The 26,281-nt window shown below is 56.4% G+C and carries 33 protein-coding genes and 1 tRNA gene; 16 read left to right on the top strand and 18 right to left on the bottom strand.

Annotated features, from left to right (window positions below):
- Positions 1–30 precede the first annotated feature (30 nt).
- Positions 31–219, bottom strand: a complete 189-nt coding sequence (locus tag O2597_RS12730; RefSeq protein ID WP_269525417.1) for a DUF4250 domain-containing protein — start codon at positions 217–219, stop codon at positions 31–33.
- A 158-nt stretch (positions 220–377) separates the two neighbouring features.
- Between O2597_RS12730 and O2597_RS12725 the strand changes: the two genes are divergently transcribed.
- Both O2597_RS12725 and O2597_RS12720 read left to right on the top strand, forming a co-directional pair.
- A complete protein-coding gene (locus tag O2597_RS12725) occupies positions 378–620 on the top strand; it encodes a type II toxin-antitoxin system Phd/YefM family antitoxin (protein WP_269525415.1) in 243 nt (80 codons plus the stop codon).
- Positions 617–1,003, top strand: coding sequence for a type II toxin-antitoxin system VapC family toxin (locus O2597_RS12720; RefSeq protein ID WP_269525413.1), 387 nt, complete (start codon positions 617–619; stop codon positions 1,001–1,003). The genes O2597_RS12725 and O2597_RS12720 overlap by 4 nt, the downstream gene beginning before the upstream one ends.
- Here the strand turns inward: O2597_RS12720 and O2597_RS12715 are convergent, their stop codons facing one another.
- The 6 genes from O2597_RS12715 to O2597_RS12690 all read right to left on the bottom strand — a co-directional run bounded on the left by O2597_RS12715 (position 1,004) and on the right by O2597_RS12690 (position 7,256).
- A complete protein-coding gene (locus O2597_RS12715) occupies positions 1,004–1,525 on the bottom strand; it encodes a hypothetical protein (protein WP_269525411.1) in 522 nt (173 codons plus the stop codon).
- A 155-nt stretch (positions 1,526–1,680) separates the two neighbouring features.
- Positions 1,681–2,562, bottom strand: coding sequence for an ABC transporter permease (locus O2597_RS12710; protein WP_269525409.1), 882 nt, complete (start codon positions 2,560–2,562; stop codon positions 1,681–1,683).
- A gap of 152 nt (positions 2,563–2,714) precedes the next feature.
- The gene (locus tag O2597_RS12705; RefSeq protein ID WP_269525407.1) at positions 2,715–3,632 is read right to left on the bottom strand and encodes an ABC transporter permease; all 918 of its coding nucleotides are present in this window, start codon (positions 3,630–3,632) and stop codon (positions 2,715–2,717) included.
- Positions 3,633–3,706: 74 nt separating this feature from the next.
- Positions 3,707–5,329: a peptide ABC transporter substrate-binding protein gene (locus O2597_RS12700; protein WP_269525405.1), complete on the bottom strand. Its 1,623-nt coding sequence runs from the start codon at positions 5,327–5,329 to the stop codon at positions 3,707–3,709.
- 58 nt (positions 5,330–5,387) lie between these two features.
- Positions 5,388–5,693: a dodecin gene (locus tag O2597_RS12695; protein WP_269525403.1), complete on the bottom strand. Its 306-nt coding sequence runs from the start codon at positions 5,691–5,693 to the stop codon at positions 5,388–5,390.
- 108 nt (positions 5,694–5,801) lie between these two features.
- Positions 5,802–7,256 (bottom strand): phospholipase D-like domain-containing protein, encoded by a 1,455-nt coding sequence (locus tag O2597_RS12690; protein ID WP_269525401.1) that lies wholly within the window; start codon positions 7,254–7,256, stop codon positions 5,802–5,804.
- 133 nt (positions 7,257–7,389) lie between these two features.
- Between O2597_RS12690 and O2597_RS12685 the strand changes: the two genes are divergently transcribed.
- Genes O2597_RS12685 through O2597_RS12675 form a run of 3 tightly spaced genes read left to right on the top strand, consistent with a single transcriptional unit; the run spans position 7,390 to position 9,403 of the window.
- A complete protein-coding gene (locus O2597_RS12685; protein WP_269525399.1) occupies positions 7,390–8,160 on the top strand; it encodes a hypothetical protein in 771 nt (256 codons plus the stop codon).
- Positions 8,161–8,195: 35 nt separating this feature from the next.
- Positions 8,196–8,957: an endonuclease/exonuclease/phosphatase family protein gene (locus tag O2597_RS12680; protein WP_269525397.1), complete on the top strand. Its 762-nt coding sequence runs from the start codon at positions 8,196–8,198 to the stop codon at positions 8,955–8,957.
- A gap of 2 nt (positions 8,958–8,959) precedes the next feature.
- Positions 8,960–9,403, top strand: a complete 444-nt coding sequence (locus tag O2597_RS12675) for a 23S rRNA (pseudouridine(1915)-N(3))-methyltransferase RlmH (RefSeq protein WP_269525395.1) — start codon at positions 8,960–8,962, stop codon at positions 9,401–9,403.
- Here the strand turns inward: O2597_RS12675 and O2597_RS12670 are convergent, their stop codons facing one another.
- The 3 genes from O2597_RS12670 to rplU form a co-directional block, all read right to left on the bottom strand.
- Positions 9,404–9,760 (bottom strand): hypothetical protein, encoded by a 357-nt coding sequence (locus O2597_RS12670; RefSeq protein WP_269525393.1) that lies wholly within the window; start codon positions 9,758–9,760, stop codon positions 9,404–9,406.
- 125 nt (positions 9,761–9,885) lie between these two features.
- Complete coding sequence (gene rpmA, locus O2597_RS12665) at positions 9,886–10,131, bottom strand: 50S ribosomal protein L27 (RefSeq protein ID WP_269525391.1); 246 nt, start codon at positions 10,129–10,131, stop codon at positions 9,886–9,888.
- Between the two features lie 26 nt (positions 10,132–10,157).
- Positions 10,158–10,472, bottom strand: coding sequence for a 50S ribosomal protein L21 (rplU, locus tag O2597_RS12660; RefSeq protein WP_269525389.1), 315 nt, complete (start codon positions 10,470–10,472; stop codon positions 10,158–10,160).
- Positions 10,473–10,623: 151 nt separating this feature from the next.
- Between rplU and O2597_RS12655 the strand changes: the two genes are divergently transcribed.
- From O2597_RS12655 to O2597_RS12635, 5 genes are all read left to right on the top strand, one after another.
- Positions 10,624–11,112 carry a Fur family transcriptional regulator gene (locus O2597_RS12655; RefSeq protein ID WP_269525387.1) on the top strand — a complete coding sequence of 163 codons (489 nt, stop codon included), beginning with the start codon at positions 10,624–10,626 and terminating at the stop codon, positions 11,110–11,112.
- 32 nt (positions 11,113–11,144) lie between these two features.
- Positions 11,145–11,510 (top strand): tetratricopeptide repeat protein, encoded by a 366-nt coding sequence (locus O2597_RS12650; RefSeq protein ID WP_269525385.1) that lies wholly within the window; start codon positions 11,145–11,147, stop codon positions 11,508–11,510.
- A gap of 30 nt (positions 11,511–11,540) precedes the next feature.
- On the top strand, positions 11,541–13,277 hold the full coding sequence (locus O2597_RS12645) for an ABC transporter ATP-binding protein (protein ID WP_269525383.1): 1,737 nt from the start codon (positions 11,541–11,543) through the stop codon (positions 13,275–13,277).
- Positions 13,264–15,531 (top strand): replication restart helicase PriA, encoded by a 2,268-nt coding sequence (gene priA / locus O2597_RS12640; RefSeq protein WP_269525381.1) that lies wholly within the window; start codon positions 13,264–13,266, stop codon positions 15,529–15,531. Before O2597_RS12645 ends, priA begins: the two co-directional genes overlap by 14 nt.
- A 110-nt stretch (positions 15,532–15,641) precedes the next feature.
- Positions 15,642–16,619 carry a transposase gene (locus O2597_RS12635; RefSeq protein ID WP_269525379.1) on the top strand — a complete coding sequence of 326 codons (978 nt, stop codon included), beginning with the start codon at positions 15,642–15,644 and terminating at the stop codon, positions 16,617–16,619.
- A gap of 3 nt (positions 16,620–16,622) precedes the next feature.
- Here the strand turns inward: O2597_RS12635 and O2597_RS12630 are convergent, their stop codons facing one another.
- Positions 16,623–16,883: a 2Fe-2S iron-sulfur cluster-binding protein gene (locus tag O2597_RS12630; RefSeq protein WP_269525377.1), complete on the bottom strand. Its 261-nt coding sequence runs from the start codon at positions 16,881–16,883 to the stop codon at positions 16,623–16,625.
- A gap of 220 nt (positions 16,884–17,103) precedes the next feature.
- Here O2597_RS12630 and O2597_RS12625 point away from each other — a divergent pair, with 220 nt between their 5' ends.
- The 5 genes from O2597_RS12625 to O2597_RS12605 all read left to right on the top strand — a co-directional run bounded on the left by O2597_RS12625 (position 17,104) and on the right by O2597_RS12605 (position 22,295).
- Entirely contained in the window at positions 17,104–17,340 is a 237-nt protein-coding gene (locus tag O2597_RS12625) for a hypothetical protein (RefSeq protein ID WP_269525375.1), read from the top strand.
- An 87-nt stretch (positions 17,341–17,427) separates the two neighbouring features.
- Positions 17,428–17,700, top strand: a complete 273-nt coding sequence (gene rpsP, locus O2597_RS12620; protein ID WP_269525373.1) for a 30S ribosomal protein S16 — start codon at positions 17,428–17,430, stop codon at positions 17,698–17,700.
- Positions 17,701–17,716: 16 nt separating this feature from the next.
- Positions 17,717–18,436: a tRNA (guanosine(37)-N1)-methyltransferase TrmD gene (gene trmD, locus O2597_RS12615; RefSeq protein ID WP_269525371.1), complete on the top strand. Its 720-nt coding sequence runs from the start codon at positions 17,717–17,719 to the stop codon at positions 18,434–18,436.
- A complete protein-coding gene (gene rplS, locus O2597_RS12610) occupies positions 18,433–18,798 on the top strand; it encodes a 50S ribosomal protein L19 (RefSeq protein ID WP_269525369.1) in 366 nt (121 codons plus the stop codon). The genes trmD and rplS overlap by 4 nt, the downstream gene beginning before the upstream one ends.
- Positions 18,799–19,313: 515 nt before the next feature.
- The gene (locus tag O2597_RS12605; protein ID WP_269525367.1) at positions 19,314–22,295 is read left to right on the top strand and encodes a hypothetical protein; all 2,982 of its coding nucleotides are present in this window, start codon (positions 19,314–19,316) and stop codon (positions 22,293–22,295) included.
- A 163-nt stretch (positions 22,296–22,458) separates the two neighbouring features.
- Here O2597_RS12605 and rpmB read toward each other — a convergent pair whose 3' ends face one another.
- Both rpmB and O2597_RS12595 read right to left on the bottom strand, forming a co-directional pair.
- A complete protein-coding gene (gene rpmB, locus O2597_RS12600) occupies positions 22,459–22,689 on the bottom strand; it encodes a 50S ribosomal protein L28 (protein WP_269525365.1) in 231 nt (76 codons plus the stop codon).
- Between the two features lie 78 nt (positions 22,690–22,767).
- A complete protein-coding gene (locus O2597_RS12595; RefSeq protein ID WP_269525363.1) occupies positions 22,768–23,580 on the bottom strand; it encodes a TatD family hydrolase in 813 nt (270 codons plus the stop codon).
- Between the two features lie 119 nt (positions 23,581–23,699).
- On the opposite strand from O2597_RS12595, the gene cutA reads away from it, so the two are divergent.
- Positions 23,700–24,008, top strand: coding sequence for a divalent-cation tolerance protein CutA (gene cutA, locus O2597_RS12590; RefSeq protein WP_269525361.1), 309 nt, complete (start codon positions 23,700–23,702; stop codon positions 24,006–24,008).
- 15 nt (positions 24,009–24,023) lie between these two features.
- Here cutA and O2597_RS12585 read toward each other — a convergent pair whose 3' ends face one another.
- The 5 genes from O2597_RS12585 to O2597_RS12580 all read right to left on the bottom strand — a co-directional run bounded on the left by O2597_RS12585 (position 24,024) and on the right by O2597_RS12580 (position 26,197).
- A complete protein-coding gene (locus O2597_RS12585) occupies positions 24,024–24,857 on the bottom strand; it encodes an alpha/beta hydrolase (RefSeq protein WP_269525359.1) in 834 nt (277 codons plus the stop codon).
- Between the two features lie 176 nt (positions 24,858–25,033).
- Positions 25,034–25,288: a GIY-YIG nuclease family protein gene (locus O2597_RS18650; protein ID WP_345783017.1), complete on the bottom strand. Its 255-nt coding sequence runs from the start codon at positions 25,286–25,288 to the stop codon at positions 25,034–25,036.
- A 109-nt stretch (positions 25,289–25,397) separates the two neighbouring features.
- Positions 25,398–25,652, bottom strand: coding sequence for a GIY-YIG nuclease family protein (locus O2597_RS18645; protein WP_345783016.1), 255 nt, complete (start codon positions 25,650–25,652; stop codon positions 25,398–25,400).
- A gap of 109 nt (positions 25,653–25,761) precedes the next feature.
- Positions 25,762–26,016, bottom strand: a complete 255-nt coding sequence (locus O2597_RS18640; protein ID WP_345783016.1) for a GIY-YIG nuclease family protein — start codon at positions 26,014–26,016, stop codon at positions 25,762–25,764.
- Positions 26,017–26,121: 105 nt separating this feature from the next.
- A tRNA-Lys gene (locus O2597_RS12580) sits at positions 26,122–26,197 on the bottom strand.
- Positions 26,198–26,281: the final 84 nt, after the last annotated feature.

The following is a 26,281-nucleotide window of genomic DNA, read 5'->3' as shown; positions in this document are numbered from 1 at the left end:
CGTGCCTTTGTGTGAGGCCGCTACCTCGTCCTACCGGAACTGCTTTTGCTCCGGCATGTAGTCGTAGCCGGCGGACTTGAGGCGTTCGACCAGGATCTCCCCGTCGATGTCATGGGTGGCACACAGGTCTTCCAGGGACTCGCTGTGATTGCGCAGCTCGGTATTCACCAAGCCGAGTAGCAGGTGCGGGTCGGTAAACTGGTAATTGTCCAATGACATGCTATGGGAATTAAGCATTCGCATGGAGGAGACAAGTTTGGATTTGCTTTGTTGCGGATGTGTCCCAAAGGGGGGGGGCGAGTGGTGATGGGGCGTGACAGTTCAACTTCAGGAAATCTCCCACTTGACTACTTAACTAGTTAGACTAGTTTATTGGTATGGATAAAGAGGTCGGCACATTCGAGGCAAAGACGCATTTGTCAGAACTCCTGAATCTGGTGGAGGAAGGCCAGAGCATCTACATCACGCGTCGTGGCAAGCGTGTGGCCCGTCTGGTCCCGCCTGAACCACCGAAGAAAAAGAAGGCGAAGCGAGGCTGTGCGAAGGGCAAACCGGGCGAGTTTTATATGGCACCGGATTTCGATGCGCCACTGGAGGAATTTAAAGAATATATGCCGTGAGCTATCTGGTTGATACCAACGCTTGGATTGCATTCTTCGAGGATTCGCCGAAACTCAGTAACGCCGCGGCCGAGATTCTTGAATCGGCTGAGGTGCAGTGTTATGTCAGCATCGCCAGCATCTGGGAGGCGGCGATCAAAGTGGGGATTGGGAAACTCCAGTTGCCCTATGATTTGAAAACGGGGCTTCCGGGCATATTGGAGGATTGTGGCTTTGAGCTCCTACCTGTTGAACTGGACGACGTGGTATTAGCCAAGGATCTGGAAGCGGTTCACGGCGATCCCTTCGACCGGATTCAGGTGATTCAGGCACAGCGGCGTGGCCTCCGGATCATCAGTCGCGATCCGGTTTTCGAGCGCTATGGCTTAAGGCGGGTGTGGTAGTTATACCGCTTTCAAGGCCTGTATCCAGATCCGGGCTTCATTCGGTCTGCCGTGATCTTTCAAGCTTTGTTCGATCTCCATGAGGCTCGGTTCGGTAATACCTTGTTTGCCGTCTCCTGGCAAGCTGGGGCGTGCGTCGCAAATGAGCGCCCAGACGGCCCAGGCGCGGGCACGGAGGCGCACGACCGGCTGGCGGCGGAGACGGGTGGCTTGGTGTTGGAAACTGATACGTGGGTTGCCGGGGAAGTGGTCGGAGTCGTGGTGTTGGACGATCCAATGCAGGGCCGCGTAGGGCAGGGGCCAGTTCTTGAGAATCGGGGCATCCGCAGGTAGGTCGGTGTAAAGTGCGCGTGTCACGGCAAGAATTGCGCGGCCGGCATGGCCATTGATCCAGAGGTAGTGTCCGTATTGCAAAGCTTTGAAATAATAGGCCTCCCAGTCGCCATCACGCAACTCGGTCAGGCAACGGTGCGACATCTGCGGCTCGGGCTTTGGTAGATGGGGACAGGGCGGGTGTTGCATCTTGTTTGGTGAACGTTGGTAGGGGCGTGTGTCCTCACACGCCATTGCGGCCTTGTCCGCCATTGATAAGAGTCAGAGTATCGCCTACAACGTGGCGGCTGTGGCAAGCACGAGACCTGCCTGCATTTTTGTTTCCAACGAACAACTTGCAACCGTCAACGCCCAACCTCCTTCGGGTCCAGGGCATCGCGCAGGCCATCGCCCATGAAGTTGAGCGAGAAGATCGTGAGAGAGAAGAAAATCGCCGGGAAGATCAGCATCCAGGGGTAAACGTCGAGTTTCTCGGCGCCGTCGTTGATCAGGATGCCCCAAGAACTCATGGGGGGCTGTACGCCCAGACCGAGGAAACTGATGACGGATTCCAACAGGATGACTGCGGGAATTGTCAGGGTGGTATAGACGATCACCGGGCCGAGGAGATTTGGAAGAATGTGCCGGATCAGTATGCGCCCGGAGCGGGCGCCGCTGACAGTGGCGGCGGCGACGAAGGTCTGCTTGCGGAGCGCCTGGGTTTGCCCGCGCACGATGCGCGCCATGGTCAGCCACTCAACCGCGCCGATGGCAAGGAAGATCAGAATGAGGCTTTTCCCGATGAAGACGGTCAGGAGGATGACGATGAGTGTGAAGGGCAGGGCATACATCGTATCGACGAAACGCATCATGATCGTCTCGGTCTTGCCTCCGAAATAGCCGGCGAGCATGCCGTAGCTGACCCCGATGAGTAGCGCAACCGCGGTGGCGGCAAAGCCCACGCCGATGGAGATGCGTCCGCCGATCAGTGTGCGGATGAACAGGTCGCGTCCCAAGTCATCCGTCCCAAACCAATGCTGCAAGGAGGGGCCATGTGCGCCGTACGACAGGTCGGTGGACTGGTAGGATTGACCGCTGAAGAAGGGAACGAAGAGGCAGAGCAGTAGAATGACGAAAAAGGTGATGCCGCCGATCTGTGCCATGCGGTTTTGGCACAAGCGATCCCAAGCGTCTTGTCCGAGGGAGCGACTCGAATTCGCCAGTTCTTCTCGTTTCAGCTTAGTCATGTGTGGAAATCGCAAGTGCGAATTCCCCTCCTTGGCTAAGGAGGGGTGCCCGAAGGGCGGGGTGGTTGGACGAGTCGACCCTTCCGTCTGCGGCAAGCGCAGACACCTTCCCTAATCTAGGGAAGGAACTTGTTAATCGTTTGTCGCGGTTTCTAATCATGGCGTGTACGTGGGTTCATCCACATCTGCAGGAGGTCGACCACCAGATTGAACCCGATGATGAGAACGGCGTAAAAGAGGACGGTCCCCATGACCATCGTGTCGTCCCGGTTGAAGGCGGAGTTGACGAAGAAACTACCGAGACCGGGAATGTAGAAAATGGTTTCGACGACGAAGGACCCGCTGATGAGGCCGGCGACGGCGGGGCCTAGGTAGGCGACTACCGGATACAGGGCGGTGCGTAGCGCATGGCGGATTACCACGACGCTTTCCTTGAGGCCTTTGGCGCGTGCCGTGCGGATGTATTCATTTCTCATGACATCCAGCATCCCGCTGCGCGCGAGGCGGGCGATGTATGCCGCGTAGAAGAGACCGAGGCTCAGGGCCGGTAGTACCCGGTCCCCGGCATACTCCCAGCCGAAAGGGTTGAACCAGCCAAGCTTCAGGCTGAAGCAGAGTATGAGTAGCGGTCCGAGTACGAAGGAGGGCAGGCAGATACCCGTCATGGCAAAGCCCATGAGAACCGTTTCGGTCGGGCGGTTGTGTCGGATGGCGGCGATGACTCCGACCGGGATGCCGATGGCCAGAGCGATGAGCAGGGCGTAGAAGCCGAGTTCAAGCGAGACAGGAAAACTCTGCGCGATGATCTCGTCCACATCCCAGCCCGGATATTTATAGGAGGGACCGAAGTCGCCCGTCAGTCGCTGGCCGAGAAAGCTGAAGTACTGCTCCAAGACCGGCTTATCCATCCCGTAATGGGCCTCGATCATCTGTTTCACCTCCGGGCTGACGGCCTTTTCGTCATCGAAGGGGCCGCCCGGAGTGAGCTTCATCATCACAAAGGTTGCCGTTGCGATCACCCACAGGGTGGGAATCGCTTGAAGCAGGCGTCTGGTGATGTGGATCAGCACTTTGTGGAGTGAAAGGTATTACAGTTGAAAGTGGGAAGTTCGTTCAGGTCTGACTTGAAATCTTAATCGTACTCTTAATCTTCCAGCCACATGGCTTGATAGGGGTGGTAGTCGAGTAGACTGGGGTACCAGCCTTTGACGGACGGGTGGACCAGCTTGCTGGTGACGTAGAAGTAGATCGGTACAAAGGGCATTTCGTCGATGAGGATGCTTTCCGCTTGTTGAAAGAGCTCCATTCGCGCTTCCGGATTAGTCGTGAGTGCCGCTTGTGAAATGAGCGCATCGTATTCCGGGTTCTTCCATCCTGAGTGGTTGTTGCCGCTGTCACTCAGGCCCAGGTCCAGGAAGGTATTGGGATCGTCGTAGTCGCCGAACCAGGAGGCACGGGCGATATCGAACTCGCCGTTTTCCCGGGTCGCAAGATAGACCTTCCACTCCTGGTTGTAGAGTTCAACATCGATGCCGAGCTCCTTCTTCCACATCTGCTGGATGACCGTGGCGATGGTCTTGTGGGCTTCGCTGGTGTTGAACAACAGCTCGAATTCCGGGAAGCCCTTGCCGCCGGGGTATCCCGCTTCGGCCAGGAGCTTGCGGGCCAGTTCCGGATCGTAGGGGAAGGTCGCGCGCGCGTTGTAGCCGCCGGTATTCGGCGGGGTGAAGTGATAGGCCGGTTGCTGCCCGGCTTTAAGTACATGCTCGGTCAACTCCTCCCGGTTGATGGCGTAGGCGAGTGCCTTTCGCACGCGTAGGTCGTTGAGCGGCGGGTGTTCGGTGTTGATCAGGTAGTAGTACACGCCGAGCGAGGTACTGATACGCAGGCTGTCCGGGCGATGTTCCCTGTACCAGTCCAACCGGTGAATCGGGACGCTCTCGGTGATATGCAGCTGGTTGGCGCGAAAGGCGCGCTCTTCGGCTTCAAGGTCGGTGGTGAGAAAGTGTATCTGCTTGAGGCGCACGCTGTCGGCGTCGCGGTAGTTCGGGTTCTTGCGGGCGACGAGTCCGTTGTTCAAACGCCAGCTTTCGAGGGTGAACGGCCCGTTGCCAATGAGATTGCCCGGGCGGGTCCATTTGCTGATCCGGTCCGTCATCGATCCGTGTGCCAGAATCGTGGGTGCATGCACGGGCCACCAGGTGCAGTGGGTTAACATGCTCAGGAAATATGGCGTCGGTGCATTCAGTTCGATCACGAGTGTCCGCTCATCCGGGGCACTGGCGCCGACCTGACTGAAGTCCTCGATCTCCCCCTTGTTAAACGCTTCCGCATTTTTCATCGGATACAGCATGTAGGCATAAGTGGCACCCAATACGGGCGTGAGGATCCGCTCGAAGGCAAAGAGGAAGTCTTGAGACGTGACCGGATCGCCGTTGGACCAGCGGGCGGCTGGATCAAAGTGGAAGGTGTACGTCAGTCCGCCGTCCGAGATGTCCCAGGATTGCGCGACGCCCGGTAGGATCTTCATCGTCTCCGCGTCGAACGTGGTCAGGCCTTCGAAGAATGCCAGCATCACATACATCTCGGTCAGGCCGGTTGCGATCTGGGGGTCGAGGGTCGCAGGTTCGGTGCCCAGGCTGATGTACAGCTCCTGTTTTACATTGCCGCGTTCGACATTGCTAACCTTGTCCGAGCAGCCGGCCCAGAGCAAGAGGGAGGCCAGCAGCAGGCAGGTGTATCGGATCGGGACGCAACGAATCAGCATGAGCCTCTATCGCTACGAGGCTTCATGTATTCGCGCAAGTGGATTTGGTGGATTCGCTCTATTTGTGCGTCAGCGCGGAGCCGCCGGTCGCACTGGTGATGGCTTCATCCACTTCTTCGTGATGGTGCTTCTCTTCGAGCGTTTCGGGTGAGTCCTTCTTTTCCAAGGTGAAGCCGAGTTTGACGCCGACTTGCCAGTGGTCGACTTTGCCGTCGACGACGTGGCCGCGGATTTCGTTCACTTCCAGCCAGCGTATGTTGCGTACGCTGTCGGCTGCGGTATGCACCGCATTGTTGACGGCGGCTTCGATGGATTGTTTGGACGAACCGACCAATTCGATTTTCTTGTAGACGTGGTCAGACATAGGGGAGTTCCTTTCGGGTAGGGGTGAATTGCTTACGCCTATAACAATATACGTAAATCCCTGCAGGTACAAATTCGGGAGCCTTTTACGCAAGGCGCAGGCCCGAGTTCAAAGAAGCGGGGCGATCAGGTGCACGACATCCTCGGTGATCTTCGTGGGCATGAAGTTCTGGTCGCTGACGGCCTGTTTGAAGGGGATCGAGTGTTCGGTGATTTCCGCGGCCCATGCTTCCATTTCGCGGATGTCGGCCGGGCTGTAGTGCAGCAGGGCGATCTCGAAATTTACGAAGAGCGAGCGCATGTCGATGTTGGCCGAGCCGACAAGGCCCACCCTGCCATCCGCGAGGATGAGTTTCCCGTGCAGCATACGTGGCGTGTAAAAGAGGATTTCCACGCCGGCCTGATCCAGTTGCCTGAGGAAATGGTAGCGGGCGATGTCGGTCATCCGGTGGTTGGAGCGCAGGGGCAGGATTAGGCGGATATTACGACCGGTCCGGGCTTTGACGATGAGGGACTGAAAAAGCACATCGTCCGGAATGAAGTAGGGCGTGATGATCGTGAGCTGCTGGCGGAACTCCTGGATCATGCGCAGGATCTGCTCCCAGAGCGTGTCCTTGTCCATGTCCGGTCCGCTGGCGATGATTCCGATCGTGCTGTCGCCGGCTTCTTCCGGCACATAGGCCAGCAGGTCCTTGTACTGGCTCGGTGCCTCCTTGGCCGCAAAGCTCCAGTCTGATAGGAACGTCCGTGTGAGTTCCGCGACGGCCGGCCCTTGCGTGACCACGCTGAAATCGGTGAAACGCTCCGGATCCGGCGTGGCTCCGAGAAAGCGGTTGTCCAGATTTTGGCCGCCCGTGATCGCGCGGTAGTTGTCGAAAATAGCGATTTTCCGGTGGTTTCTCAGGTTCGAGGAGGTATGTGTCTGCAGCGGCAGGACTGGCATGAACATTTCGACCTGTACGCCGGCTTTGCGTAGCCGGTAGCGGGCGCGCCGCGTCTGGTTCCAACAGCCGAGCGAGTCGAGTAGGAGCCGGACGGTGACGCCTTGTTCCGCCTTTTCTTCCAGTAGGTCCATGATCGCGCGGCCGGTGGCGTCATCGCTTAAGATGTAGGTGGCGATATGAATGGTATGCTCGGCGGCCTCGATCTCCTGGCAGATCCGGTGAAACGCGCTTTCCCCGTCGGGCAACAGTTCGAAATGGTTGCCGGTGGTGACCCCCTCTTCGGGAATCTGCAGCGCATCCCAGCCGAGGGCATCATCGGTTTTACCGGTCAGCTCGTGGGCTTTTTTCGTAATCAAACGCTTCGTCTCGGCCATTTTCCGGCTCTTGCGGCCGCCGAACATGAAATAAAGCGGCACCGCCAAAATTGGGAAGAGGAGGATGAAAAAGAGCCAGGCAAAGAAGTTTTGGGGACTGCGCTTTTTCGAAATGACCCGACGGAGAATGACCAGCGCCATGACGAAGCCGAGAACCGTGGTCACATTCGTTATGAGAAACGTCAGGCTGGTATTCATCCAGAACGGAAGATGGTCCAGCACATGGGTTTGCAGCCACTCGATCATCAGGGCTAAGGCTAACGGCAAAAGCGGCTATCGCCAAGCCGATAGAGGGGTTTTTCGCCTATATTTCTATTCTGGGTTGAGCCATCGCCGCTTTGGCTCGATACTAGGCCTTTCAACTGACTTTTTATTTCCCATGTCCGATTCAAATACACCTGAAGGGCCTCAGCCCCAACAAGTTAATCTGCAGCAAGTGGCACAGCAATTCATGGCCGGCTTGCAGCGCCATTCCGATATGCTTGCCTTTAATCTGGCTTCCCGTGAGGCCGTTCAGGAGGCTGCTTATAATAAGCGCGTGAATGCGCCTCGTGTCATGCCGGCTGCGCCACGGCATCAGAATTTCGAACAAATGCAGGCTTATGCACGCGACTTGCTCGTTCGTCAGGTGATCGGCGATGCCTTGAATCTGGCCGTGACCGCCCTCAATAACGCGCATTTCTTCCTCGCCTTGATCAAGGCCACGGATGCCAGCCCGAAGGTCGATGCGGAGTCGCAGAAGGAAGCGCAGGAGTCGCAGCGGACCTTTGTCCAGGCGCAGTTGGATGAAAAGTTCAACCGTTTGGAGAAGGACTACGAGATCATGTGCGAGATGGAGGATACCATTATCTCACTTGGTTTTGCCCTTCAGGCCCTGATGAAGCAAAACGGGATCGTGAAACCGGAGCAGGTTGATGACCAGGGGGAATTGGCCTTCGACTTCAAGATCGTTGAGCTGCAAGGCGAACCGGATGCGGAGGGACGTCAGCCCGGGAAGTTGGTCGACCAGCGCAAGGTCTTCCGCGAAGGCGAGGCGATCGTCTTCAGCGATGTGGAACTGCAACTTGTCCTGGTCGCTCTGGCTTCTTTTGCCGATGCACTTTTCAAATCCGTCGCCAACTATGCGCGTTCTTTCCAGAACGGTAATTAAGTGAGAGGAGCGCCGCTGTGCCTCGGCTTCGCTTAATGACCCTCAACATTGCCCATGGTCGTGGTTTGTCCACGTATCAGGGCTTTCATGGTGCGAAGGGGATCGAACGGAATCTCCAGCGCATTATCAATTTGTTGGAGAAGACCCAGCCGGACGTGGTGGCCTTTCAGGAGGTCGACGAGGACTCGCATTGGAACCGGCGGATTCATCTGCTCGACTACATCAAGGAGGGGGCGGGGTATGCCCACAGTTATCTGGGGGTCCACAATCGGCGGGCCGGCCCTTTACCTTTGGCTTATGGAAACGGTCTCTTGTCGCGTCTCGCGATCGAACATGCCGAACATGAGGCTTTCGGTCAGGCCTCGCTCGGTGAAAAAGGCTTTTGCTACACGGAGCTGAGTTTGGCTTCGGGGCACCTGCCTGTCGTGAACCTACACCTTGATTTTCGCTCCCGTCGCCGCCGGATCGAGCAGGTGGAGCGGCTGATCGGCTATTTGGAAGCCAGGCACGCGCAGAAGGGTGGGGAGCATTACTTCTCACCCTTGATCTGCGGTGATTTCAATAGCCGTTCCGGGAAGCCGGGGGATGCGGTTCGGCACCTCTTCTCCTATCTGGAAGGGCATTGCGCGTACCAGCTATTGCCGACTTCGGGGCGTACCTTCCCTTCGATTCTGCCGATTCATGGCTTGGACTTTATTTTTGTGCCGCCGACTTATGAAGTGTCGCGCTGCGAGGTGCTTCGTTCATTCGTCAGTGACCACCGCCCGGTGCTGGTGGATTTGAAAATCCGGGACTAGTTATGTTTCGCTATACCATTATTGCGATCGGCAAGATGAAGAACCGCTCCCTCGCGGCGCTGTGCGACGATTTCGCCAAGCGCTTGAAGCGGCCCGGCAATTTCGAGCTTCTGGAATTAAAGGACGGCGACGTGCAAACGGAAGGTCAGCGTATCCTTGAGGCCCTCGACAAGCGGCGGGATGCTCGGGTTTACGTCATGGCCGAGGAGGGGAAGACCAGGACCTCAGCGGTGCTGGCCAAGGAACTGTTCGATCTACAGGGCCAGCCGGCGGTCTTTGTCATCGGGGGCGCTTATGGCCTCAGTCCGGAGGTCAAGGCGCGGGCGGATGTCCTTTTTTCGCTCTCGCCCCTGACTTTTACGCATGAAATTGCCCGCATGCTGTTGTGCGAGCAACTCTACCGTGCGGTGTCCATTAACAGTGGGTCGAAGTACCACCACGAGTGATCATTTCATCAGGAAGGGCAGCACGAACAGGAAAAAGAGAAAAGCGAGGATGCCAGCGCCGAAGAGGACGAAGCAGCCCACTTTTGCCTTGGCCACATCGTTCATCGCGGCCCAGCCGGTCTTGTATTCCCGTGCTTCCGCTTCGAGCGCCGCGTTTAGATGCGCCTCTGTGGTGGGGTCTTGGTGGGGAAGGCTCTCGGGCTGCGGCTTTTCCGGAGGGCTAAGTGCTGCGGCGGGTTCGGTTCCGGTTGGGGCGTTCGGCTTGAGCCTGGCTTCCGCAATACAGGCGTCGAGCCATTCCAGGTGTTGCCGTAGCAATTCCCGCTGACGCTCTAGCTCTTCCAAGGATCGGTCCACCGCCTTGTTCTCCCTGACTTCGTTTGGAATGTCGAGTACAGGATTGTGAGCCCGTCGTTCGGATGGGGCACAAAAAAATCCCGCTCTTATCGAACGGGATTTTGAAAGTGTTGTCTGGAACTCGCTTAGGCTTCGACGACGTTGATCTTGCGGTGTGCGGTGTCGAAGGCAACGGCGCCGTCCTTCAGAGCGAAGAGCGTGTGGTCACGACCCATGCCGACATTGACGCCGGGATGATAGCGTGTGCCTCGTTGGCGCATGATGATGTTGCCGGCTACGACTTTCTCGCCACCGAATTTCTTAACGCCGAGGCGCTTGGATGCGCTGTCGCGTCCGTTACGTGAAGTTCCTTGTCCTTTTTTGTGTGCCATGGGTCAGTTCCTCCTGGGTTGAGTGCTTAGGCGCTGATGGAGTCAATCTTGATCACGGAGATGTGCTGACGGTGGCCGCGACGTACACGGTAACCTTGGCGACGCTTCTTCTTGAAGATGATCACCTTCTTCTCCTTCTTGTTTTCAAGAACAGTAGCTTTGACGGAAGCACCCTCAACATAAGGGGTGCCGAAGCGTGTGTCCGCACCTTCACCGACCATCAGAACTGCGTTGATATCGATGGTATCGCCTGCCTGGGTTTCCGGGTAGGAGTTCACCTTGAGGATATCACCTTCTGTGACGGTAAATTGGCGGCCTTGAGTTTGGATTGTGGCTTTCATGGGAAAAGGGAGGGAGCAAATCGCTCTGACCAGCGAAATCAAGCAGTTTTTCTAAAAAATGCCCTCTCGGGGGAGCTTTCTGTGCTTTTGCAGCCCTCAATGGTCTTGCCAAATGGGGGTTCTTGTCTCAATTCTGTCTCAATAAAGAGTCATGGAGCAGAATACAGCCAATATCGATAGCGTCCGCGAAACATTCAAAGAGTTCCTGACCAGCAAGGGTTTACGTGTTACAAACCAGCGGCTGGCGATTTTTGACGCGGCTTATTCCCATGCGGATCATTTCACGGCTGAGGATCTTTTGGAGCGTGCACGCGAAATTGATGACTCAGTTTCGAGGGCGACTGTCTATCGTGCCTTGCCCATCCTGACTGAAAGCAGCCTGATTCGTGAGGTCGACGTTGGCCGGGACTACAAGTTCTATATGGCAAATAAGAATGCCACCACCTTCCAGGCGCAGGTGATTTGTCTCGATTGTGAGAAAATTTTCGAAATCGATGCCCCCTTTATGGAATGGTACGGTAAAACAGTCGCGGATAAGCTGTCGCTGAATGTGGAGAGCCAGCGCCTGCAGGTCACAGCTCGTTGTAATGAGCTGCGCGAAGCCGGAATTTGCGAACGGGGCGGTATTTCCAAAGGCTGAGGCCCTTCGGTCGGCTACAGTTAAGGATCGGCATGGCGAAGCGGGATAGCTACCAGTTCGAACTGGGATTCTTTGAGTCTTTGCACAAGCGTATGCCTCGGGACGTCAAGGTTGTGTCGATTCTGGCTCACTTGTACACGCATACAGGGCAAATCGATTCCGGTCTTAAAATGGATCGCAAACTGGTCCGCCTGACGCCGGAGGACCCGGTTGCCCATTATAATCTGGCCTGCAGTCTTACCCTGAAGGATCGGCGGGCGGATGCGGTTAAGGTGTTGAGGGATGCGATTTCGCTGGGCTATAAGGATTTCGAGTGGATGCGTAATGATCCGGATCTGGCCGATCTGCAGGATTATCCGGGCTATCGGCAACTTTTATGTGATTTGGGGATTGGCTAGCGCTTCGGAAGTTTATCTCATATATCCGGTATGCAACCCAATCAATTGCTCGGTCTTCACCAAAAGACCCTGAAGGGCTATATCTGGAGCCAGCGTAGATACCTACGCTACTACTTGTTTTGGCGGATTGTCAGTGTCTTGGTGATTACGCCATTTCCTATTCTGACTCAGTGGATAGTCGATATCGCGATCCAGAATCAGGACATGGAAGCCTTGATGCTCTTTGGCGGAATGTTTGTTGCCTTGCTGGCCTTGCACTACTTGGCGATGCATCTGGCGGTGAAGGATATTTCGCCGCGTTCCCAGGAGATTCTGCGCCGTTTGCGCGGACGCTTGTTTCATAAGCTGAACTTTATGCATTTTGGCTTCCTCGACAGCACGCAGACGGGCCGCTTGTTGTCTAAGTATGCTTTCGATACGAATAATATCGAAATGGTCATGGTCATGACTGTGGCGAATATCATTCCGGAACTCTTACGCTCGGTGCTCCTGATCATAGCACTTTCAGTGATCAATATTTGGCTCTTGTTGATCGTTCTCATCAGTTTGCCGATCTTCGCTTTCGTTCGGCTGCATTACATTAAATTGCTTGAATCGACGAACCATGACGTGCGTGTGGCTCGAGAGAAAATGACAGGCCAGGCCAGCGAGTTTATTTCGGCGATCAAGTTGGTCCGTGGTTATGGCCAGGAGCAGGAAGCCAAACGTCAGTTGGGTGAATTGAGCGACGCTTATAGCTATTCACGTGAGTCGCAAATGAACATCAACCAGCAGATGGGCTACGTGAACTTTACGATCGTGACGGGCCTGACTATTTTTGCGACGGTTTTCTGCGGATGGTTGGTGATTGTGGGTAAGATGACCGTGGGTGAGATGATGGCCTTGCTCGGTGCGTTGACGGTCTGCTTGCAGCCAGTAAATATTATTACCCAGTTCAGCATGCAATACATGCAGGGGGCCGAGAGTTATCGTAGCATTAAAGAGCTGATTGATTCCGGCTATGTGGAAAAATGGCAGGGGAAAGAAATCATCGATCCTTTCCGGGGGGAAGTTGCGTTTGATTCGGTGACTTTCAGCTATGACGAGGAGAAAGATCCGGTAATTCGCGACTTTTCGATCAAGATCCAGTCGGGCGAGCACGTTGCATTTGTTGGCCCCAGCGGGTCGGGGAAAAGTACCTTGGTCAGCTTGATGCTTGGTTTCTACGCGCCCACAATTGGTGAAATCCGGGTGGATGGTGTGCCTCAGGAGCAATTGGCCATTCGGGTTTTTCGCCAGACTTGTGCGATTGTCATGCAGGATAACTTGCTGCTCTCGGGGTCGTTGTTGGACAATATTCGGTTTGGTAAGCCGAATGCCACCATGGACGAGGTGTTTGAAGCGGCAAAAAATGCCAATGCTCTCGAATTTATTGAGCAGTTGCCGGAGGGTTTTCAGACTAAAGTCGGTGAACGTGGGGTGAGTTTGTCTGGAGGCCAACGGCAGCGCATCGCGATTGCTCGGGCACTCCTGCGCGATCCGAAGATATTGATTCTCGATGAAGCGACCAGTGCGCTCGACTACGAGAGTGAAAAGACGGTGCAGGAAGCGATCGATCGTCTCGCCAAGGGACGCACGACGATTACCATCGCACACCGGTTGAGTACGATTCGCGCGGCGGATCGCATCGTTGTCTTGCAGAACGGATCCATTGTGAGCCAGGGCAGCTGGGACGAGTTGGCGGAGCAGGAGGGGGCGTTCAAGGACCTGTTGGATGCCCAAAGCTAAGGCACAGCGCGATACCGCCGTGGTGGAGGTGGTCCCGCTTTCCGGATTTGATGCGGATCTGGCTTATGCGGTGCCGCCGATTTGTGTGGAACAGATGCGACCGGGCCTGCTCGTGCGCATACCCCTGCGGCGGCGTAGTGAGTTGGGCGTGGTCACGCGTCTCGGAACCGATCAGGTTGTTCCTCCTGGCAAGTTGAAGATGTTGTACGAGATCGTGCAACCGCATCCCGTCCTGCCTGCAGATATGCTCCAGCTCTTTCGTTGGGCGATGCGGTACTATTCGGCGACGCCCGAATCCATGCTTGAGGCCATGATTCCTTCGGCGATCCGGAAAGGGATGCGTCCGAAAACCCGGCGTTATCTTGCCATAGGCGAGGCGCCGGATGCCGAGGCATGGCAGGAATTGGAGCGTCGGGCTCCCAAGCAGGCCGAGCTCCTGCGTTTCATCCAGCAACAGTTCAAGCCGCTGCCGCGCGCAACCGTATTAAACAGGCTCAAGATCAGCGCGTCTGCCTGTGAGGCACTTGTGGCGAAGGGCTATTTGCAGGAGAGTGATACAGAGGAGGCAAGGGTGGCCTACGATGATGATATCAGCGATTCCCCGGAAGTAGTTGGACATGCCTTAAGGCCGACTCTAACCCCCGAACAAGCGCAGGCGGTGGAAGCGATCAATGGCGCAATCGATCTCGATACATTCAGTGTACGTCTTCTTCATGGTGTCACCGGGTCCGGTAAGACCGAAGTGTATTTGAACGCCATCGAGAAGGTGGTCGCGACGGGGGGCGGTGTGATCTTTCTCGTCCCCGAGGTGGCTCTGGCGCCGCAGACTGTGGGGCGGGTACGTTCCCGTCTGGAAGCGCGGGGCGTCCATACTACGGTGTGGCACAGTCATTTGTCGGATGGGGAACGCTACGATGCCTGGAATGCCTTGGCCAGTGGCGAGGCGCATGTCGTTGTGGGGGCCCGTTCGGCGGTATTTGCCCCCGTCCAGAACCTGAAGCTGATCATTGTCGATGAGGAGCACGAGCCATCCTACAAGCAGGAGGAGGCGCCCCGCTATCATGGCCGCGATGTGGCGGTCTATCGTGCCATGATCAATCAGGCGGTTTGTGTCTTGGGTTCGGCTACGCCCTCATTGGAGTCACTCTATAATGTGGAGCGCGGCAAGTATGCGGTGGACCGGATTTTGAAGCGGGTGGACGACCGGCAACTGCCCCGCCTGCATCTTGTCGATATGCGACGTGAGGCCCTTCAAGGGAAAGGCCCGTCTCCGATTTCCCGGCTCTTGATGGACAAAATGGTCGATCGCTTTGAGAAGAAGGAGCAGAGCATACTTTTCCTCAATCGGCGGGGGTATTCGACCAGCATGCTCTGCCCGGAATGTGGCTATGTGGCGGAGTGCGAGCATTGCAGCATCCCGATGACCTTCCACCGAACGGATAAAACCCTCCGTTGTCATCTTTGTGGCGAGATGCACCCCGCTCCGCATCGTTGTCCGAAATGCAAGGCACCGGACATTCGTTGGAGGGGGCAGGGCACCCAGAAAATCGAGGACATTGTTCAGAAGATACTCCCGCGAGCCCGGATTGTCCGGATGGATGCCGATTCCATGTCGAAAAAGAATCTCTACCGGAAAATCCTCAACGATTTCCGGATCGGCAAAATTGACCTCTTGGTCGGGACGCAGATGATCGCCAAGGGCCTCGACTTTCCAAATGTTACCTTGGTGGGCTTGGTCGATGCCGATATGTCGCTGCATGTTGAAGACTTTAGGGCCGCCGAACGTACCTTTCAGTTGATCGTGCAAGTCTCTGGCCGTGCCGGGCGCGGCGACCGGGCCGGGGAGGTGGTCATTCAAACCAGTACCCCACACGCGCCGCCCATCCAGTTTGCCCGCCAATCTGACTTCGATGGCTTTCAACTGGAGGAGCTCGAGCAAAGGCGGGAGTTCAATTATCCTCCCTTTCGCCACCTGATCCGTCACCTCTTCCGCGGTCGAAACCCCGAAAAGATCGAGTTTTATATGGAGCAGTGGCTCAAAGTGCTGGAAAAAGAATTGGGGGATCAAATTGAAATTCGGGGCCCCGCACCCGCACCCATCGAGAAAATCCGGGATGAATACCGCTTCCAGCTCTGGTATTTCGCACCCAGCGCCAGCCGCGTCATCGAATCCATCGCCAAACTCCGCAAATCCTTCCCCCTCGACAAAGAAGTCATCGACCTCCTCGACGTCGACCCCATGCAAATGAGCTGATTTTTCTTTAGGTTTATATTTAAGGGACAGTCTATAAAAATATATTTAAGGGACAGTCTATAAAAAAGCTAGACGTAGGGCGTTTTTTTGTGCATGTTTGAGTGATGCGGATGCGTCGATTGAAGGTGAGTGGTTGTGAGGCGGTGTACCACTGTATGACGCGCACGGTGAACGGTGAGAGTTTGTTTGGTGAGGTGGAGAAGGAGGTGCTGCGTAAGATGCTGCACCAGGTGGCTGATTTCTGCGGGGTGCAGGTGCTAACTTACTGCATCATGGGCAACCACTTCCATGTGTTGCTGCGTGTGCCGGATGGAGAGTCGGTGGGGGATGCGGAGCTGATGCGGCGGTATCGTGTGCTGTACCCGCGTCCGACGAAGTACCAGGCGGCCTCGGCGGTGGAGATGGCGCGGCAGCTGGCGGCGGGGGGCGAGGAGGCTGAGGCGATCCGTTCGAAGCTGCTGGCGCGGATGGGGGACGTTTCGGAGTACATGAAGACGGTGAAGCAGCGGTTCTCGGTGTGGTTCAACCGCCGGCACGGCCGCTACGGGACCTTGTGGTCGGAGCGCTTCAAGAGCGTGCTGGTGGAGGGAAAAGGCAATCCGCTGCAGACGATGGCGGCGTATATCGATTTGAATCCGGTGCGTGCCGGCCTGGTCTCGGATCCGAAGGACTACCGCTTCTGCGGGTATGCCGAGGCGGTGGCCGGTCAGGTGGCTGCGCGGCGGGGCCTGCAGTTTGTCTGGTCGGGCTACGTGCGGGAGGCGGCGGATGCGCTGAGCCAGCACCGGATGCTGCTCTTCGGCAAGGGCAGTGTGCCGGCCAAGGGGGTGTGCATTCCCCGGGAGCAGGCAGTCCAGGTACTGGAACAGGAGCAGGGCAAGCTGCCGAAGGCCTCGGTGCTGCGCTGCCGGGTGCGCTACTTTACTGACGGGGCCATCCTGGGCTCGCAGGACTTCGTGCAGGGCTTTGCCGAGGCCTGGCAGGCCCAAAAACGCAGGAAATACCCGCCCAGGGCACTCGCTCTGGAGGGGGCGGACTGGGGCGACCTTGCCGTGATCAATCCGCTACGCAGGCAGGTGTTCAGTTAGACGCTAGGCGTCGACCTCGACGTCGCTGTCACCTTTCGGCATGCAGCAGCAAAGGAGGGCGTTGCCCGGCTCCGGTTCGCCGGTGTGTCCGTTCGGGTACTCGACTTCACCGGAGAGGATGGTCTGCTGGCATGCTGTGCAATTCCCCATCCGGCAGCCGTAGTCCAAGTCCAAGTCATTGGCTTCGGCCAGTTCAAGGATGCTTTCGTCGTCACCGGTCCATTCGGCTTCGACGCCTGACTTCTTAAAAATGATTTTGGGCATGTGTTATGAGAAGCATACTGCGGGCCGATTGCAAATCGGGAATGTCTCTCGACTGCGGACAGTGCTTTTAAATGAAGAACATCCCAACCATTCCTACGATGGCAATCAGCCAGAAAGTCGAACTCGCTTCGGTGACCTTGAGTAGCTATTTTCAGATTCAGCTTAATTAGGGGGCTGATCTGCTGGTTTGACTTCCGGGCTCGGATGAAGGAGAGCATGGATGATGTCCAAAGTCCGACAGATTGATTATCAGACGCCGCGCACACTTGTATCCTATAGTGGCAAGCGTGTCGTGCGCCTGACCGGAGGCGAGGAGAAGCGCTACAAATTCACGGGTGAATTGATCGAAGGGGTGGAGGACGATTATGCGAAGATCGGGGAGATTCGTAATGATTGGCAAAAAAGCGCCTTTCCGTTGCCGTGGACAGATTCCCCCGATGTGGTGCGTCCCGATTAAAATCCTCCGTTCCGCGCTTGACAGGCGGGCACAGACCACCTTTTTTCGTCGCTTTTCTCAATTTCCTGCACTCTAGCGTAAATTCTTATGGCACTCAAAATACGTCTTCAACGTCACGGCGCAAGCCACCGTCCTTTCTACCGTATGGTTGTAACGGAAGCGACTGCACGCCGTGATGGCCGCTTCGTCGAAGTTCTTGGCACTTATGAACCGCAAGCTGCCAAGGCTCAGGACGAACTGAGCCTCAAGCTGGATCGCATCGATTACTGGAAGTCCGTGGGCGCAAAGCCGACCGACACTGCAGCCAGCCTGATCCGCAAGGCCCGCCGCGAAGCTCCGGCCGAACAGGCCGCTGAGTAATTGCAGCGCTCCCGCCATGCGGGTAGACTCGACGCCGGCCGTCATGCACATCGAGTTTGATCTTCTAACCCTCTTCCCGCAAATGGTGGAGGGTTTTTTTACGTCCAGTATGCTGGGGCGAGGCCAACGGAATGGGCTGATCCGCGCCAGTGCGCATGATTTGCGGAGCTGGGCGACGGACAAGCATCACAAGACGGACGAGATTCCCTACGGCGGGGGCGCGGGCATGGTGATGAAGCCCGAGCCGATCTTTGCTGCGGTCGAGGAATTACGCCGTCCCGAGACGAAGGTTGTGTACATGGCGCCTGATGGTGAACCACTTACGAGTCAATTGGCCCGTGAGCTGGTGCAGGAAAAGCACCTGATTATCCTGAGTGGCCATTATGAGGGCGTCGACCAGAGGGTGCGCGACAGCTTGATCGACCGGGAGGTCAGCATCGGGGATTATGTGCTGACCAACGGGACGCTTGCGGCGGCGGTTTTGATCGACTGTGTCAGTCGTTTTATCCCCGGATTTTTAGGTGATGAAAAATCCTTGACGGAGGAGTCTTTCATGACCACTTTGCTCGGCTTTCCTCAATACACGCGCCCTGCGGACTTCCGCGGAATGCGGGTTCCCGAGGTCCTACTATCAGGAAATCACGCCGCCATTGAGAAATGGCGACATGAGCAACAGTTAGAAAAGACCCGGGACAGGAGACCAGACATTTTAGAAAACGGAGACCACCACAAATGAGCCAAGCAATCCTCGAAGACATCACCAAAGAACAACTTTTGGAAGGTCGCAACGACTTCAAAGTCGGCGACGGTGTTCGCGTACACCTGAAAGTTAAGGAAGGTGACAAGACCCGTATCCAGGTTTTCGCCGGTATCGTCATCGCCCGTAAGGGTGCCGGCATCGCGGAAACCTTTACCGTGCGCCGCATCGCTTCCGGTGTGGGTGTGGAGAAGGTATTCCCGGTCAACAGCCCGACGATCGAAAAGGTCGAGGTTGACCGCGAGTCCGTCACCATGCGCGCCCGCATGTACTACATGCGCGACCGTATCGGTAAGGCAGCCAACCAGGTGAAGGAAAAGCGCCTGGTCGAAGCCCGCTAAGTCCGAACACGAGTTCTTTTCAGAAGCCGCCCTTTGGGGCGGCTTTTTTTGTGAATTCATCGTCAAGGGCGGTGGCGGTGGGGGCAGAGTGAAGCCTGCTAATACCGTCAGGGCAGCACTTGAGTGGGACCCCTCCGTCCCGGCAGAGTCGCCGGGCCACCTCCCCTGCAAGCAGGAGAGGAGCTTGGATTATCTCGAGCGACTCATTGGTGGTTTTATTAAGTAAAAGCCCCTCCCCTTTAAAGAGGAGGAGCTTTTGCTCTCTACTGCACTCTGGATGGCTCACGATGCGGCGCGCTCGCAGTCCGGCGCGTGCGGGGAATCAGAGCGTTCGTAGAGGGAGGGGGCTGGTTTTCGCCGATGTCTCTGTCTGGATCGGGCGGTCTGAGGCTCCTTAGGGGGGCAGAACTGTGAAGACTGGTGTAATATGACGGCCTACCGGGTGAAATTCGACACAGAGCCTTGCTCCCGAATGGATACAAGCTACGCTTTCTGCTGTCTGACTTTCTCTGCCTATGAAACGAGTCTTTAAAATCCTGGTTGCGCTTGTAATCATCGTGGTCGTCTTGCTAGGCGCCGGTTATCTTATTCTCACAAACTCGGGCTTCCAGACCAGGATGGTGGAAAAGCGTCTGCCGGAAGGGAGCTCGGTCAAGCAGGTCAAGGTGACCACCGGGCGGGCCAGCATCAGCGGTCTGATTTTGGCCTTGCCGGACGGGACAAAGGTCAAACTGGAAGCTTTGGATACCAGTTTCTCGCCCTTGGCTGCCCTCTTTGACAATACGATCCAACTCGGAGAGCTGAAAGTTGAGGGGCTTTTTGTCGACACCCCGACTGTCTTGCTTGGTTCCGATGCTGAGGCAGGCGTTCCTGGTAGTGATACCACGGGGAGCTCTGGCTCTTCGCAAAAGGCATCCGGTGCGTCGTCTCCTTCAGCCACTAAGCGCTCGGGCTCGCCGATGGAGTCACTCTATGGACTGGGGGATCTTGACTGGCTTTTTGTCATCGACGGTATCCAGATTGATGGAGGGCTCCGGGACGGGGCAGGCAATCGCTTTAAATTCAAACTCGACGCAGACCCGCTTCGTCCGGGCGAACGCTCGAAAATCCAGACCAGTTTGACCTTGGATTCCAGTGAGTCGTTGCAGGCTGGGGTCGAGAGCTTTGGCATCGAAGGGGTCATGGAGCTGAGCCAGCTGTCGCGCGGCGGTTTCGACGAAGTCAACTTCCGCTCTCAGATTAACGGGACGGATGCATCGGGTACCTCGATTGTGACGGCATCCCAGAATTTTAAACTGAAGCTGGATTCGACCGCGGAGGAAGCCTCGATTGCATTGGAGTTCAGTGCCAAGCTCCCGCGTCCGGAGCTCTTCGTTCCCGAGCTTGCGAGCCTTGGGGCGGTGGAAAGCGGCGGGCAGTTTGAGGCCAGTGTCGCGGGCGAGACGGTACGTGTGACCCAAGGCCGTGCCTTTGTTGCCAACAACGGGGCTCACGTGATGGAGTTTAATTTGAAGCAAAAGCTGACGCTGGATGCGGGACAGCACTACACGGGCGACCTCGTGGAACTGCAGGTGAAGCAATTGCCCATGTCCTGGATCAATCCCTGGCTGCCTGAAGGACTGTTCATCCAGGGCGATCCGGTCAGCTTGGCGTTGTTGGTCTCCGGCGAGTCTGGAGGCGGTCTGCGTCTGACCAGTCTTCAGCCGGTGCAGGTCGGACCGCTGACCATCACGCAGGACGAGTCGCCATTATTGGAGCAGGTGAGTTTCAAGATCCAGCCTGAGTTGCTCCTGAAGGCGGACCGTTCTGTCGCCTTTAATCTGAATGCCATACAGGTTTTGGACCGCTACGGAAGCATTGTCAGTGCAAGCGCCCAAGGGACCGTGGTGCAAGTCGATCGGACCGCTGCGGAGCCGTTTGCCGGCATTCTGGCAGATGCCACGCTTGATACGGATCTGGCCAGCGTGTTTCGGCAGCCTGTATTTCAGCAGAAGTACGGACTTTTGGCGGGGCGATTGAAGGCTGACCTGAGCGTACGAGGTGCGGAAGAATACCCGCTTCAGTTGACGGGGGAGCTAAATGGCTTGCGAGTTCCGGACGAGGCATCGCCCCTGGATTATCGCTTTGCCGCGCAGGTAAAGCAGCAGGCATCCGGTGCCTTCGCCGTGGGGCTGAATCTGGAAGCCGGTTTGAGCGCGCGACCCTCCACGCACTTGGAGTTTGCCGGCGAAGTTGATCCTGCCAAAACACCGATCCCGGTTACAGCAAAACTGGAGGGGGACCGGGTGACGCAGTCCGACCTGATGCGTTTGGCGAGTGCATTTTCGCCGCGTGAAACGGGTACTACCCCGAAGGCGCCTGCCGCAAGCACGTCTGGGCGCAATTCCTCGCCAAATACTCCGGCCGGTGGTTCTGTGACGACAGAGACTACGCCTCCGCCATGGGCGATGCTTGACGGCAAGGCCTCCGTGTCCGTCAAAGAGATCTATCTGGATTCAGGCCAGACGATCCGGAATCTGGACGCCCGGGCCAAGGTAAGTGAGCCTCTCTTGGCGTTGGAACACATTTCCGCCTCAATGGGGGACGGGACAATCGATGGGAATAGCTCGGTGCGGTATGAGCCAGATGGAGCCAGTGCGTATGCGGTTTTGGCCGATCTCGGCTTCAAGCAAATCGACCCCTCTATTTTTTCCAAGCCCGGTGCCCGGATCCCGGTCAGTGGCAAATTCGATGGTAGCCTGAAGGCCGAAGGGGCGGGCCAAAGCCTGGAAGCCGCTTTGGACGATGCGACCGGAGAACTCAGCATCACGGGCACGAACGGAGTAGTCTCCGCATTTGAACTTGATGACCGGAGCAAGCTGGGACTGATCGGCGTGAGCATCCTCGGTCAGAGTCTGGACCGGCCTGGCGTGACTGCGCTGGCCAACACGGTTCCTTATTTCAAGGATATCCACTTTGAAGAGTTTGCCTTCAAGCTGACGCGTGGCGACGACAAGCGTCTGTTGATTCCCCAGTTGAAGGTTCTCGGTGAAAGTCTGCTTCTGGATGCCAGTGGCTTTGTGGCTGCCAGTTCTCTGAGTGAAGTGATGGACCAACCCTTGAGTCTGAGCATGGAACTGGGGGCGAAGGGGCGTCTCACCACTTACTTGGAAACGCTGCAGCTGTTGATGGCTGAGACGGCCGATGACGGTTTCAGGCGTTGGAACAAGACGGTTGATATCGGAGGGACTCTTGGTGATCCGGATACCGATGCACTCATGGACATGTTGAAGACGGCCGCCAATAACGCCCTGACTAAGCCCGGCAAGAGCAAGACTGCAAGCAGCGAAACGACTCCTGCGGCCACAACGGAGGCTCAATCCACAGATGCGAGCCAGCAATTGACTGACAGTAGCACGGGAACCACTGAGACCAAGAAAAAGAAAACGAAAGAGGAGAAGCGCCGCGAAGATATCGAAATGGGGCTGGATCTCCTCAATACGGTTCTGGGCAACTAGCACGGATCTCAGTCGGAGTGGAACGACGAATGTCGTTTCGACCGGCTTGTGGGGATGCCTGAAGAAATCGCTATCGCGCTTTCTCTACACTCGGGGTGTGGGCTTGTGTGATACAAAAAAGCCCCGGCCTAAGCCGGGGCTCCGTAAAGTCATGTTGGGGCGCTTATGCCTTCTCGACCAGACCAGCCTTGATGGCCTTGGCGGAGACCCACATGCGCTTGACTTGGCCGCTGGGGAGCTTGACGCGAACACGCTGCACGTTCGGACGGAACTTGCGACGAGTGTTCTTAACGAGGCTCGTGCCGATACCGCCGCTCTTCTTGGTCAAACCCTTGCGGATGATGCGTCCGCCCTTCATCGGGCGCTTACCTGTGATTGCGCAAATACGTGCCATGGAAATACCTTTGTTTTGGATGAAAGCGGTGCAAAGTAGGGGACCGCGGCCCGCAAGCAAGCCTTTTTCCTGAAAAAATCAGCCTTTTGGCGCGCCGAAAAACCGCAGAAAGTTGACTTCTATCTGTTTTGCCAGCGCCTCTGTCGAGGTGTTTCCGAGCTCTGCGATCACTTCGTAGGTCCGGCACAGGTTAGCCGGATGGCAAATCTCCTGCCCTTGAGGAGGCTTCGGCAGGCTGAATTGGCGGTATTCCGGCGGAGGGAGAAAGTCGGGTGCATCGGTTTCGACCAGGATCCGGTCTGCCGGAAGGAAGCGTATGGCCTCCCGGACCTTGTGGCTCCCGGATTTGAGTTGGCCGCTGTTGAATGAGAAATAGGCCCCGAGGGCAGTGAGTTGATCGAATACCTCAAGCGATGCATTCAGCGCATGCAAATGGATGCCGCGGGCCGGTAACTCGACCGATCTCAGTGTTTGGAGGAGGGGGCCCGTCGCCTTCAGGCAGTGGATTGAAGCCGGCAGATTACGCTCAGCCGCTTGCTTGAGTTGCCAGCGAAAGGCTGCCTGCTGACGTTGGATGTCGTGGCCCTCAATCCATTGATCCAGCCCTATTTCACCGATGCCGCGGGCCCCCCGATCCAGGGCATCGAGAAATTGCTCACGCCAACCGGCAGGCGCCTGGTTGACCCTCCATGGATGCAAGCCGATACTCGGCAGCACGCGGCTGTCCCTTTCGGCCAAGGCTAGGACGGCGGGCCAGTCGTCCGGAGAGGTGCCATTCACCACGGCACCTTGCAGCTGGATACCCTCCAGATGTGGGGCGATTTCACTCCAGTATGCCTGGAGTCTGGCATCGGCCCAATGGCAATGTGCATCGTAGAGCGGTGGGTTCATATCTGCTTGTTAGAGGATCTAATATTAGCACTAGGTTGGGCTTAAAGCAGCTCTTATTATTGATCACTTCATTGTCGTTTCCTGTTTTCAATCAAGGGAATGACGGTTTTTATAATGTCATGAGTGTAGAACTTTTGATTGGATGGACAACCTGTGATAATGAAGATATTGCTGAGCGCATGGCTCAGGAACTTGTGGAGCGAGATTTGGTCGCCTGTGTGCAGTTGGACCCGATTCGTTCCATTTTCAAATGGAAGGGGGAGATGGATAGTCATCAGGAGCTCCGCCTGACACTGAAATTTGCCCCCGGTAAATTGAAGTCGATTGAGGCTTTCCTCAACGCCAACCATCCTTACGAGAACCCGGAATGGGTGGTGGTACAGGCCGAATCGGCCAGCCAGAAATACCTGAACTGGGTGCAGTCCTAAGCTGCGCTTGCGAGCCTACTGCCCGATCAGCTGTTCTTCCAGAAAGCTGGCGGCTCGCTCGATCACTTGGACCATGCTTGCGGTATTGTCGCCCTCAATGCCGTGCCCAATGTTGTCAAAATAATGCAGTTCCGCGTGGCTGCCACACTGCTTCCATGCGGCTTCGCCTAAGCGTCCCTGGCGGGGATGCACCACTTTATCCTGATTCCCGTAAATGAAGGCCGCTGGCGGCAGGCCGGGCTTTACATGAGTCAGGGCGCTGGCTTGATGGTAGAGTGCCGGATTTGCCTGGTAGTTTGTTCCCAACAGGATGCGTTCGGCACCGGGTTTCTCGCCGTTGTCATACCACCTGGCGATCAAGTCGATCGGGCCCCAGAAGCAGATGTGTGCTTTTACGCCGGGGAGTAGGCCCTTTGTGAGTGACAAAGTGCTGAGGCAGGCGCCGGCAGAGGCGCCGCCTGTTGCGAGCCGCTCGGGGTCCACATTCCAATCCGCGGCATACGTCTGGACCCAGTTCCAAGCGGCTGCCACGTCTTCAATAGGCTTTGGATAAGTCGGATGGTGGGGACGGGCCAGGCGGTAGCTGGCCGAAAATGTGGTCATGCCACAGCGAAGGGCCAGGTATTGAGCCAAATCCCGGCCTGAGTTGGGGTGCCCGACCGCAAAACCACCGCCATGGAAGAAGAGGAGGGCGGGATGTGGGGATTCAGGCTGCAGTTCGGGTTCGAATATCCACATTTCCTGTTGCCAGCCGTCGACCACCCGGATGGGCACGGCGCTGTGTTGACGCACGCCCGGGACGACTGCATCCGGTTCGGAGCGGATAATGGTTTCTAGGTCGATCTCCATCGAATGCTAGTTCGAGGGCCGATTCGTGAAAGACAACCGTATTATCTCTGAAATCGTCTGGAGGCATGCCAAGCCGTAGTCTTGAGCGTGTGTCTAGTAGGGTTGGCCCGCCTGCGCGCTTGTGGCGTCTCCGGCGTGGCATCCTTCGCACCGCTACGCTCAAGCGAAGGTCCTTCCTATAGGTGTCTTCTGGCAAATTCCCTGCCTGAGCCCGATTTGAGGTATTTTTCAAAGGCTCGAGCTTTTTCTTCCGATGAAAACCGAATAGCGGTTTCAATTTTCCACGGGCGGTATTTAGCGGTGTGGAAGACGTCGCCCTTATTGTGCTTAATCAGGCGTCGTTCGAGATCTTTGGTGCAACCAGTGTAATGCCTGGTTGGCTCCTGCAAACTTTGTAGGATATAAACGTAGGTGAAATCGTCTGGAGGCATGCCAAGCCGTAGTCTTGAGCGTGTGTCTAGTTGGGTTGGCCCGCCTGCGCGCCTGTGGCGTCTCCGGCGTGGCATCCTTCGCACCGCTACGCTCAAGCGAAGGTCCTTCCTATAGGTGTCTTCTGGCAAATTCTCTGCCTGAGCCCGATTTGAGGTATTTTTCGAAGGCTCGAGCTTTTTCTTCCGATGAAAACCGAATAGCGGTTTCAATTTTCCACGGGCGGTATTTAGCGGTGTGGAAGACGTCGCCCTTATTGTGCTTAATCAGGCGTCGTTCCAAGTCTGATGTGCAACCAGTGTAATGCCTGGTTGGCTCCTGCAAACTTTGTAGGATGTAAACGTAGGTGAAATCGTCTGGAGGCATGCCAAGCCGTAGTCTTGAGCGTGTGTCTAGTAGGGTTGGCCCGCCTGCGCGCCTGTGGCGTCTCCGGCGTGGCATCCTTCGCACCGCTACGCTCAAGCGAAGGTCCTTCCTATAGGTGTCTTCTGGCAAATTCCCTGCCTGAGCCCGATTTGAGGTATTTTTCGAAGGCTCGAGCTTTTTCTTCCGATGAAAACCGAATAGCGGTTTCAATTTTCCACGGGCGGTATTTAGCGGTGTGGAAGACGTCGCCCTTATTGTGCTTAATCAGGCGTCGTTCCAAGTCTGATGTGCAACCAGTGTAATGCCTGGTTGGCTCCTGCAAACTTTGTAGGATGTAAACGTAGGTGAAATCGTCTGGAGGCATGCCAAGCCGTAGTCTTGAGCGTGTGTCTAGTAGGGGTTGGCCCGCCTGCGCGCCTGTGGCGTCTCCGGCGTGGCATCCTTCGCACCGCTACGCTCAAGCGAAGGATGGTAGGCCGTCGGGGACTCGAACCCCGAACCAATTGATTAAAAGTCAACTGCTCTACCGATTGAGCTAACGACCCCCTTTGGAAGCCGGAGATGGAAGGAATCTATCGGCTGGTTGTCAAGATCGGGGCTGGATATTTTTGAACATCTTCTTATGGAAC

It is taken from the genome of Coraliomargarita parva (assembly GCF_027257905.1).
Taxonomy (GTDB): domain Bacteria; phylum Verrucomicrobiota; class Verrucomicrobiia; order Opitutales; family Coraliomargaritaceae; genus Coraliomargarita_A; species Coraliomargarita_A parva.
Note: the sequence above shows the minus strand (reverse complement) of the source record. Positions and strands in the feature narration are given on the sequence as shown.

Bases quoted from the DNA above. Each gene is read 5' to 3' on its own strand.
- O2597_RS12730 (WP_269525417.1), bottom strand. From the start codon at position 219: ATGTCATTGGACAATTACCAGTTTACCGACCCGCACCTGCTACTCGGC.
- O2597_RS12725 (WP_269525415.1), top strand. From the start codon at position 378: ATGGATAAAGAGGTCGGCACATTCGAGGCAAAGACGCATTTGTCAGAA.
- O2597_RS12715 (WP_269525411.1), bottom strand. From the start codon at position 1,525: ATGCAACACCCGCCCTGTCCCCATCTACCAAAGCCCGAGCCGCAGATG.
- O2597_RS12710 (WP_269525409.1), bottom strand. From the start codon at position 2,562: ATGACTAAGCTGAAACGAGAAGAACTGGCGAATTCGAGTCGCTCCCTC.
- O2597_RS12700 (WP_269525405.1), bottom strand. From the start codon at position 5,329: ATGCTGATTCGTTGCGTCCCGATCCGATACACCTGCCTGCTGCTGGCC.
- O2597_RS12695 (WP_269525403.1), bottom strand. From the start codon at position 5,693: ATGTCTGACCACGTCTACAAGAAAATCGAATTGGTCGGTTCGTCCAAA.
- O2597_RS12690 (WP_269525401.1), bottom strand. From the start codon at position 7,256: ATGATCGAGTGGCTGCAAACCCATGTGCTGGACCATCTTCCGTTCTGG.
- O2597_RS12685 (WP_269525399.1), top strand. From the start codon at position 7,390: ATGTCCGATTCAAATACACCTGAAGGGCCTCAGCCCCAACAAGTTAAT.
- O2597_RS12680 (WP_269525397.1), top strand. From the start codon at position 8,196: ATGACCCTCAACATTGCCCATGGTCGTGGTTTGTCCACGTATCAGGGC.
- O2597_RS12675 (WP_269525395.1), top strand. From the start codon at position 8,960: ATGTTTCGCTATACCATTATTGCGATCGGCAAGATGAAGAACCGCTCC.
- rpmA (WP_269525391.1), bottom strand. From the start codon at position 10,131: ATGGCACACAAAAAAGGACAAGGAACTTCACGTAACGGACGCGACAGC.
- rplU (WP_269525389.1), bottom strand. From the start codon at position 10,472: ATGAAAGCCACAATCCAAACTCAAGGCCGCCAATTTACCGTCACAGAA.
- O2597_RS12655 (WP_269525387.1), top strand. From the start codon at position 10,624: ATGGAGCAGAATACAGCCAATATCGATAGCGTCCGCGAAACATTCAAA.
- O2597_RS12650 (WP_269525385.1), top strand. From the start codon at position 11,145: ATGGCGAAGCGGGATAGCTACCAGTTCGAACTGGGATTCTTTGAGTCT.
- O2597_RS12645 (WP_269525383.1), top strand. From the start codon at position 11,541: ATGCAACCCAATCAATTGCTCGGTCTTCACCAAAAGACCCTGAAGGGC.
- priA (WP_269525381.1), top strand. From the start codon at position 13,264: ATGCCCAAAGCTAAGGCACAGCGCGATACCGCCGTGGTGGAGGTGGTC.
- O2597_RS12635 (WP_269525379.1), top strand. From the start codon at position 15,642: ATGCGTCGATTGAAGGTGAGTGGTTGTGAGGCGGTGTACCACTGTATG.
- O2597_RS12630 (WP_269525377.1), bottom strand. From the start codon at position 16,883: ATGCCCAAAATCATTTTTAAGAAGTCAGGCGTCGAAGCCGAATGGACC.
- O2597_RS12625 (WP_269525375.1), top strand. From the start codon at position 17,104: ATGATGTCCAAAGTCCGACAGATTGATTATCAGACGCCGCGCACACTT.
- rpsP (WP_269525373.1), top strand. From the start codon at position 17,428: ATGGCACTCAAAATACGTCTTCAACGTCACGGCGCAAGCCACCGTCCT.
- trmD (WP_269525371.1), top strand. From the start codon at position 17,717: ATGCGGGTAGACTCGACGCCGGCCGTCATGCACATCGAGTTTGATCTT.
- rplS (WP_269525369.1), top strand. From the start codon at position 18,433: ATGAGCCAAGCAATCCTCGAAGACATCACCAAAGAACAACTTTTGGAA.
- O2597_RS12605 (WP_269525367.1), top strand. From the start codon at position 19,314: ATGAAACGAGTCTTTAAAATCCTGGTTGCGCTTGTAATCATCGTGGTC.
- rpmB (WP_269525365.1), bottom strand. From the start codon at position 22,689: ATGGCACGTATTTGCGCAATCACAGGTAAGCGCCCGATGAAGGGCGGA.
- O2597_RS12595 (WP_269525363.1), bottom strand. From the start codon at position 23,580: ATGAACCCACCGCTCTACGATGCACATTGCCATTGGGCCGATGCCAGA.
- cutA (WP_269525361.1), top strand. From the start codon at position 23,700: ATGAGTGTAGAACTTTTGATTGGATGGACAACCTGTGATAATGAAGAT.
- O2597_RS12585 (WP_269525359.1), bottom strand. From the start codon at position 24,857: ATGGAGATCGACCTAGAAACCATTATCCGCTCCGAACCGGATGCAGTC.
- O2597_RS18650 (WP_345783017.1), bottom strand. From the start codon at position 25,288: ATGCCTCCAGACGATTTCACCTACGTTTATATCCTACAAAGTTTGCAG.
- O2597_RS18645 (WP_345783016.1), bottom strand. From the start codon at position 25,652: ATGCCTCCAGACGATTTCACCTACGTTTACATCCTACAAAGTTTGCAG.
- O2597_RS18640 (WP_345783016.1), bottom strand. From the start codon at position 26,016: ATGCCTCCAGACGATTTCACCTACGTTTACATCCTACAAAGTTTGCAG.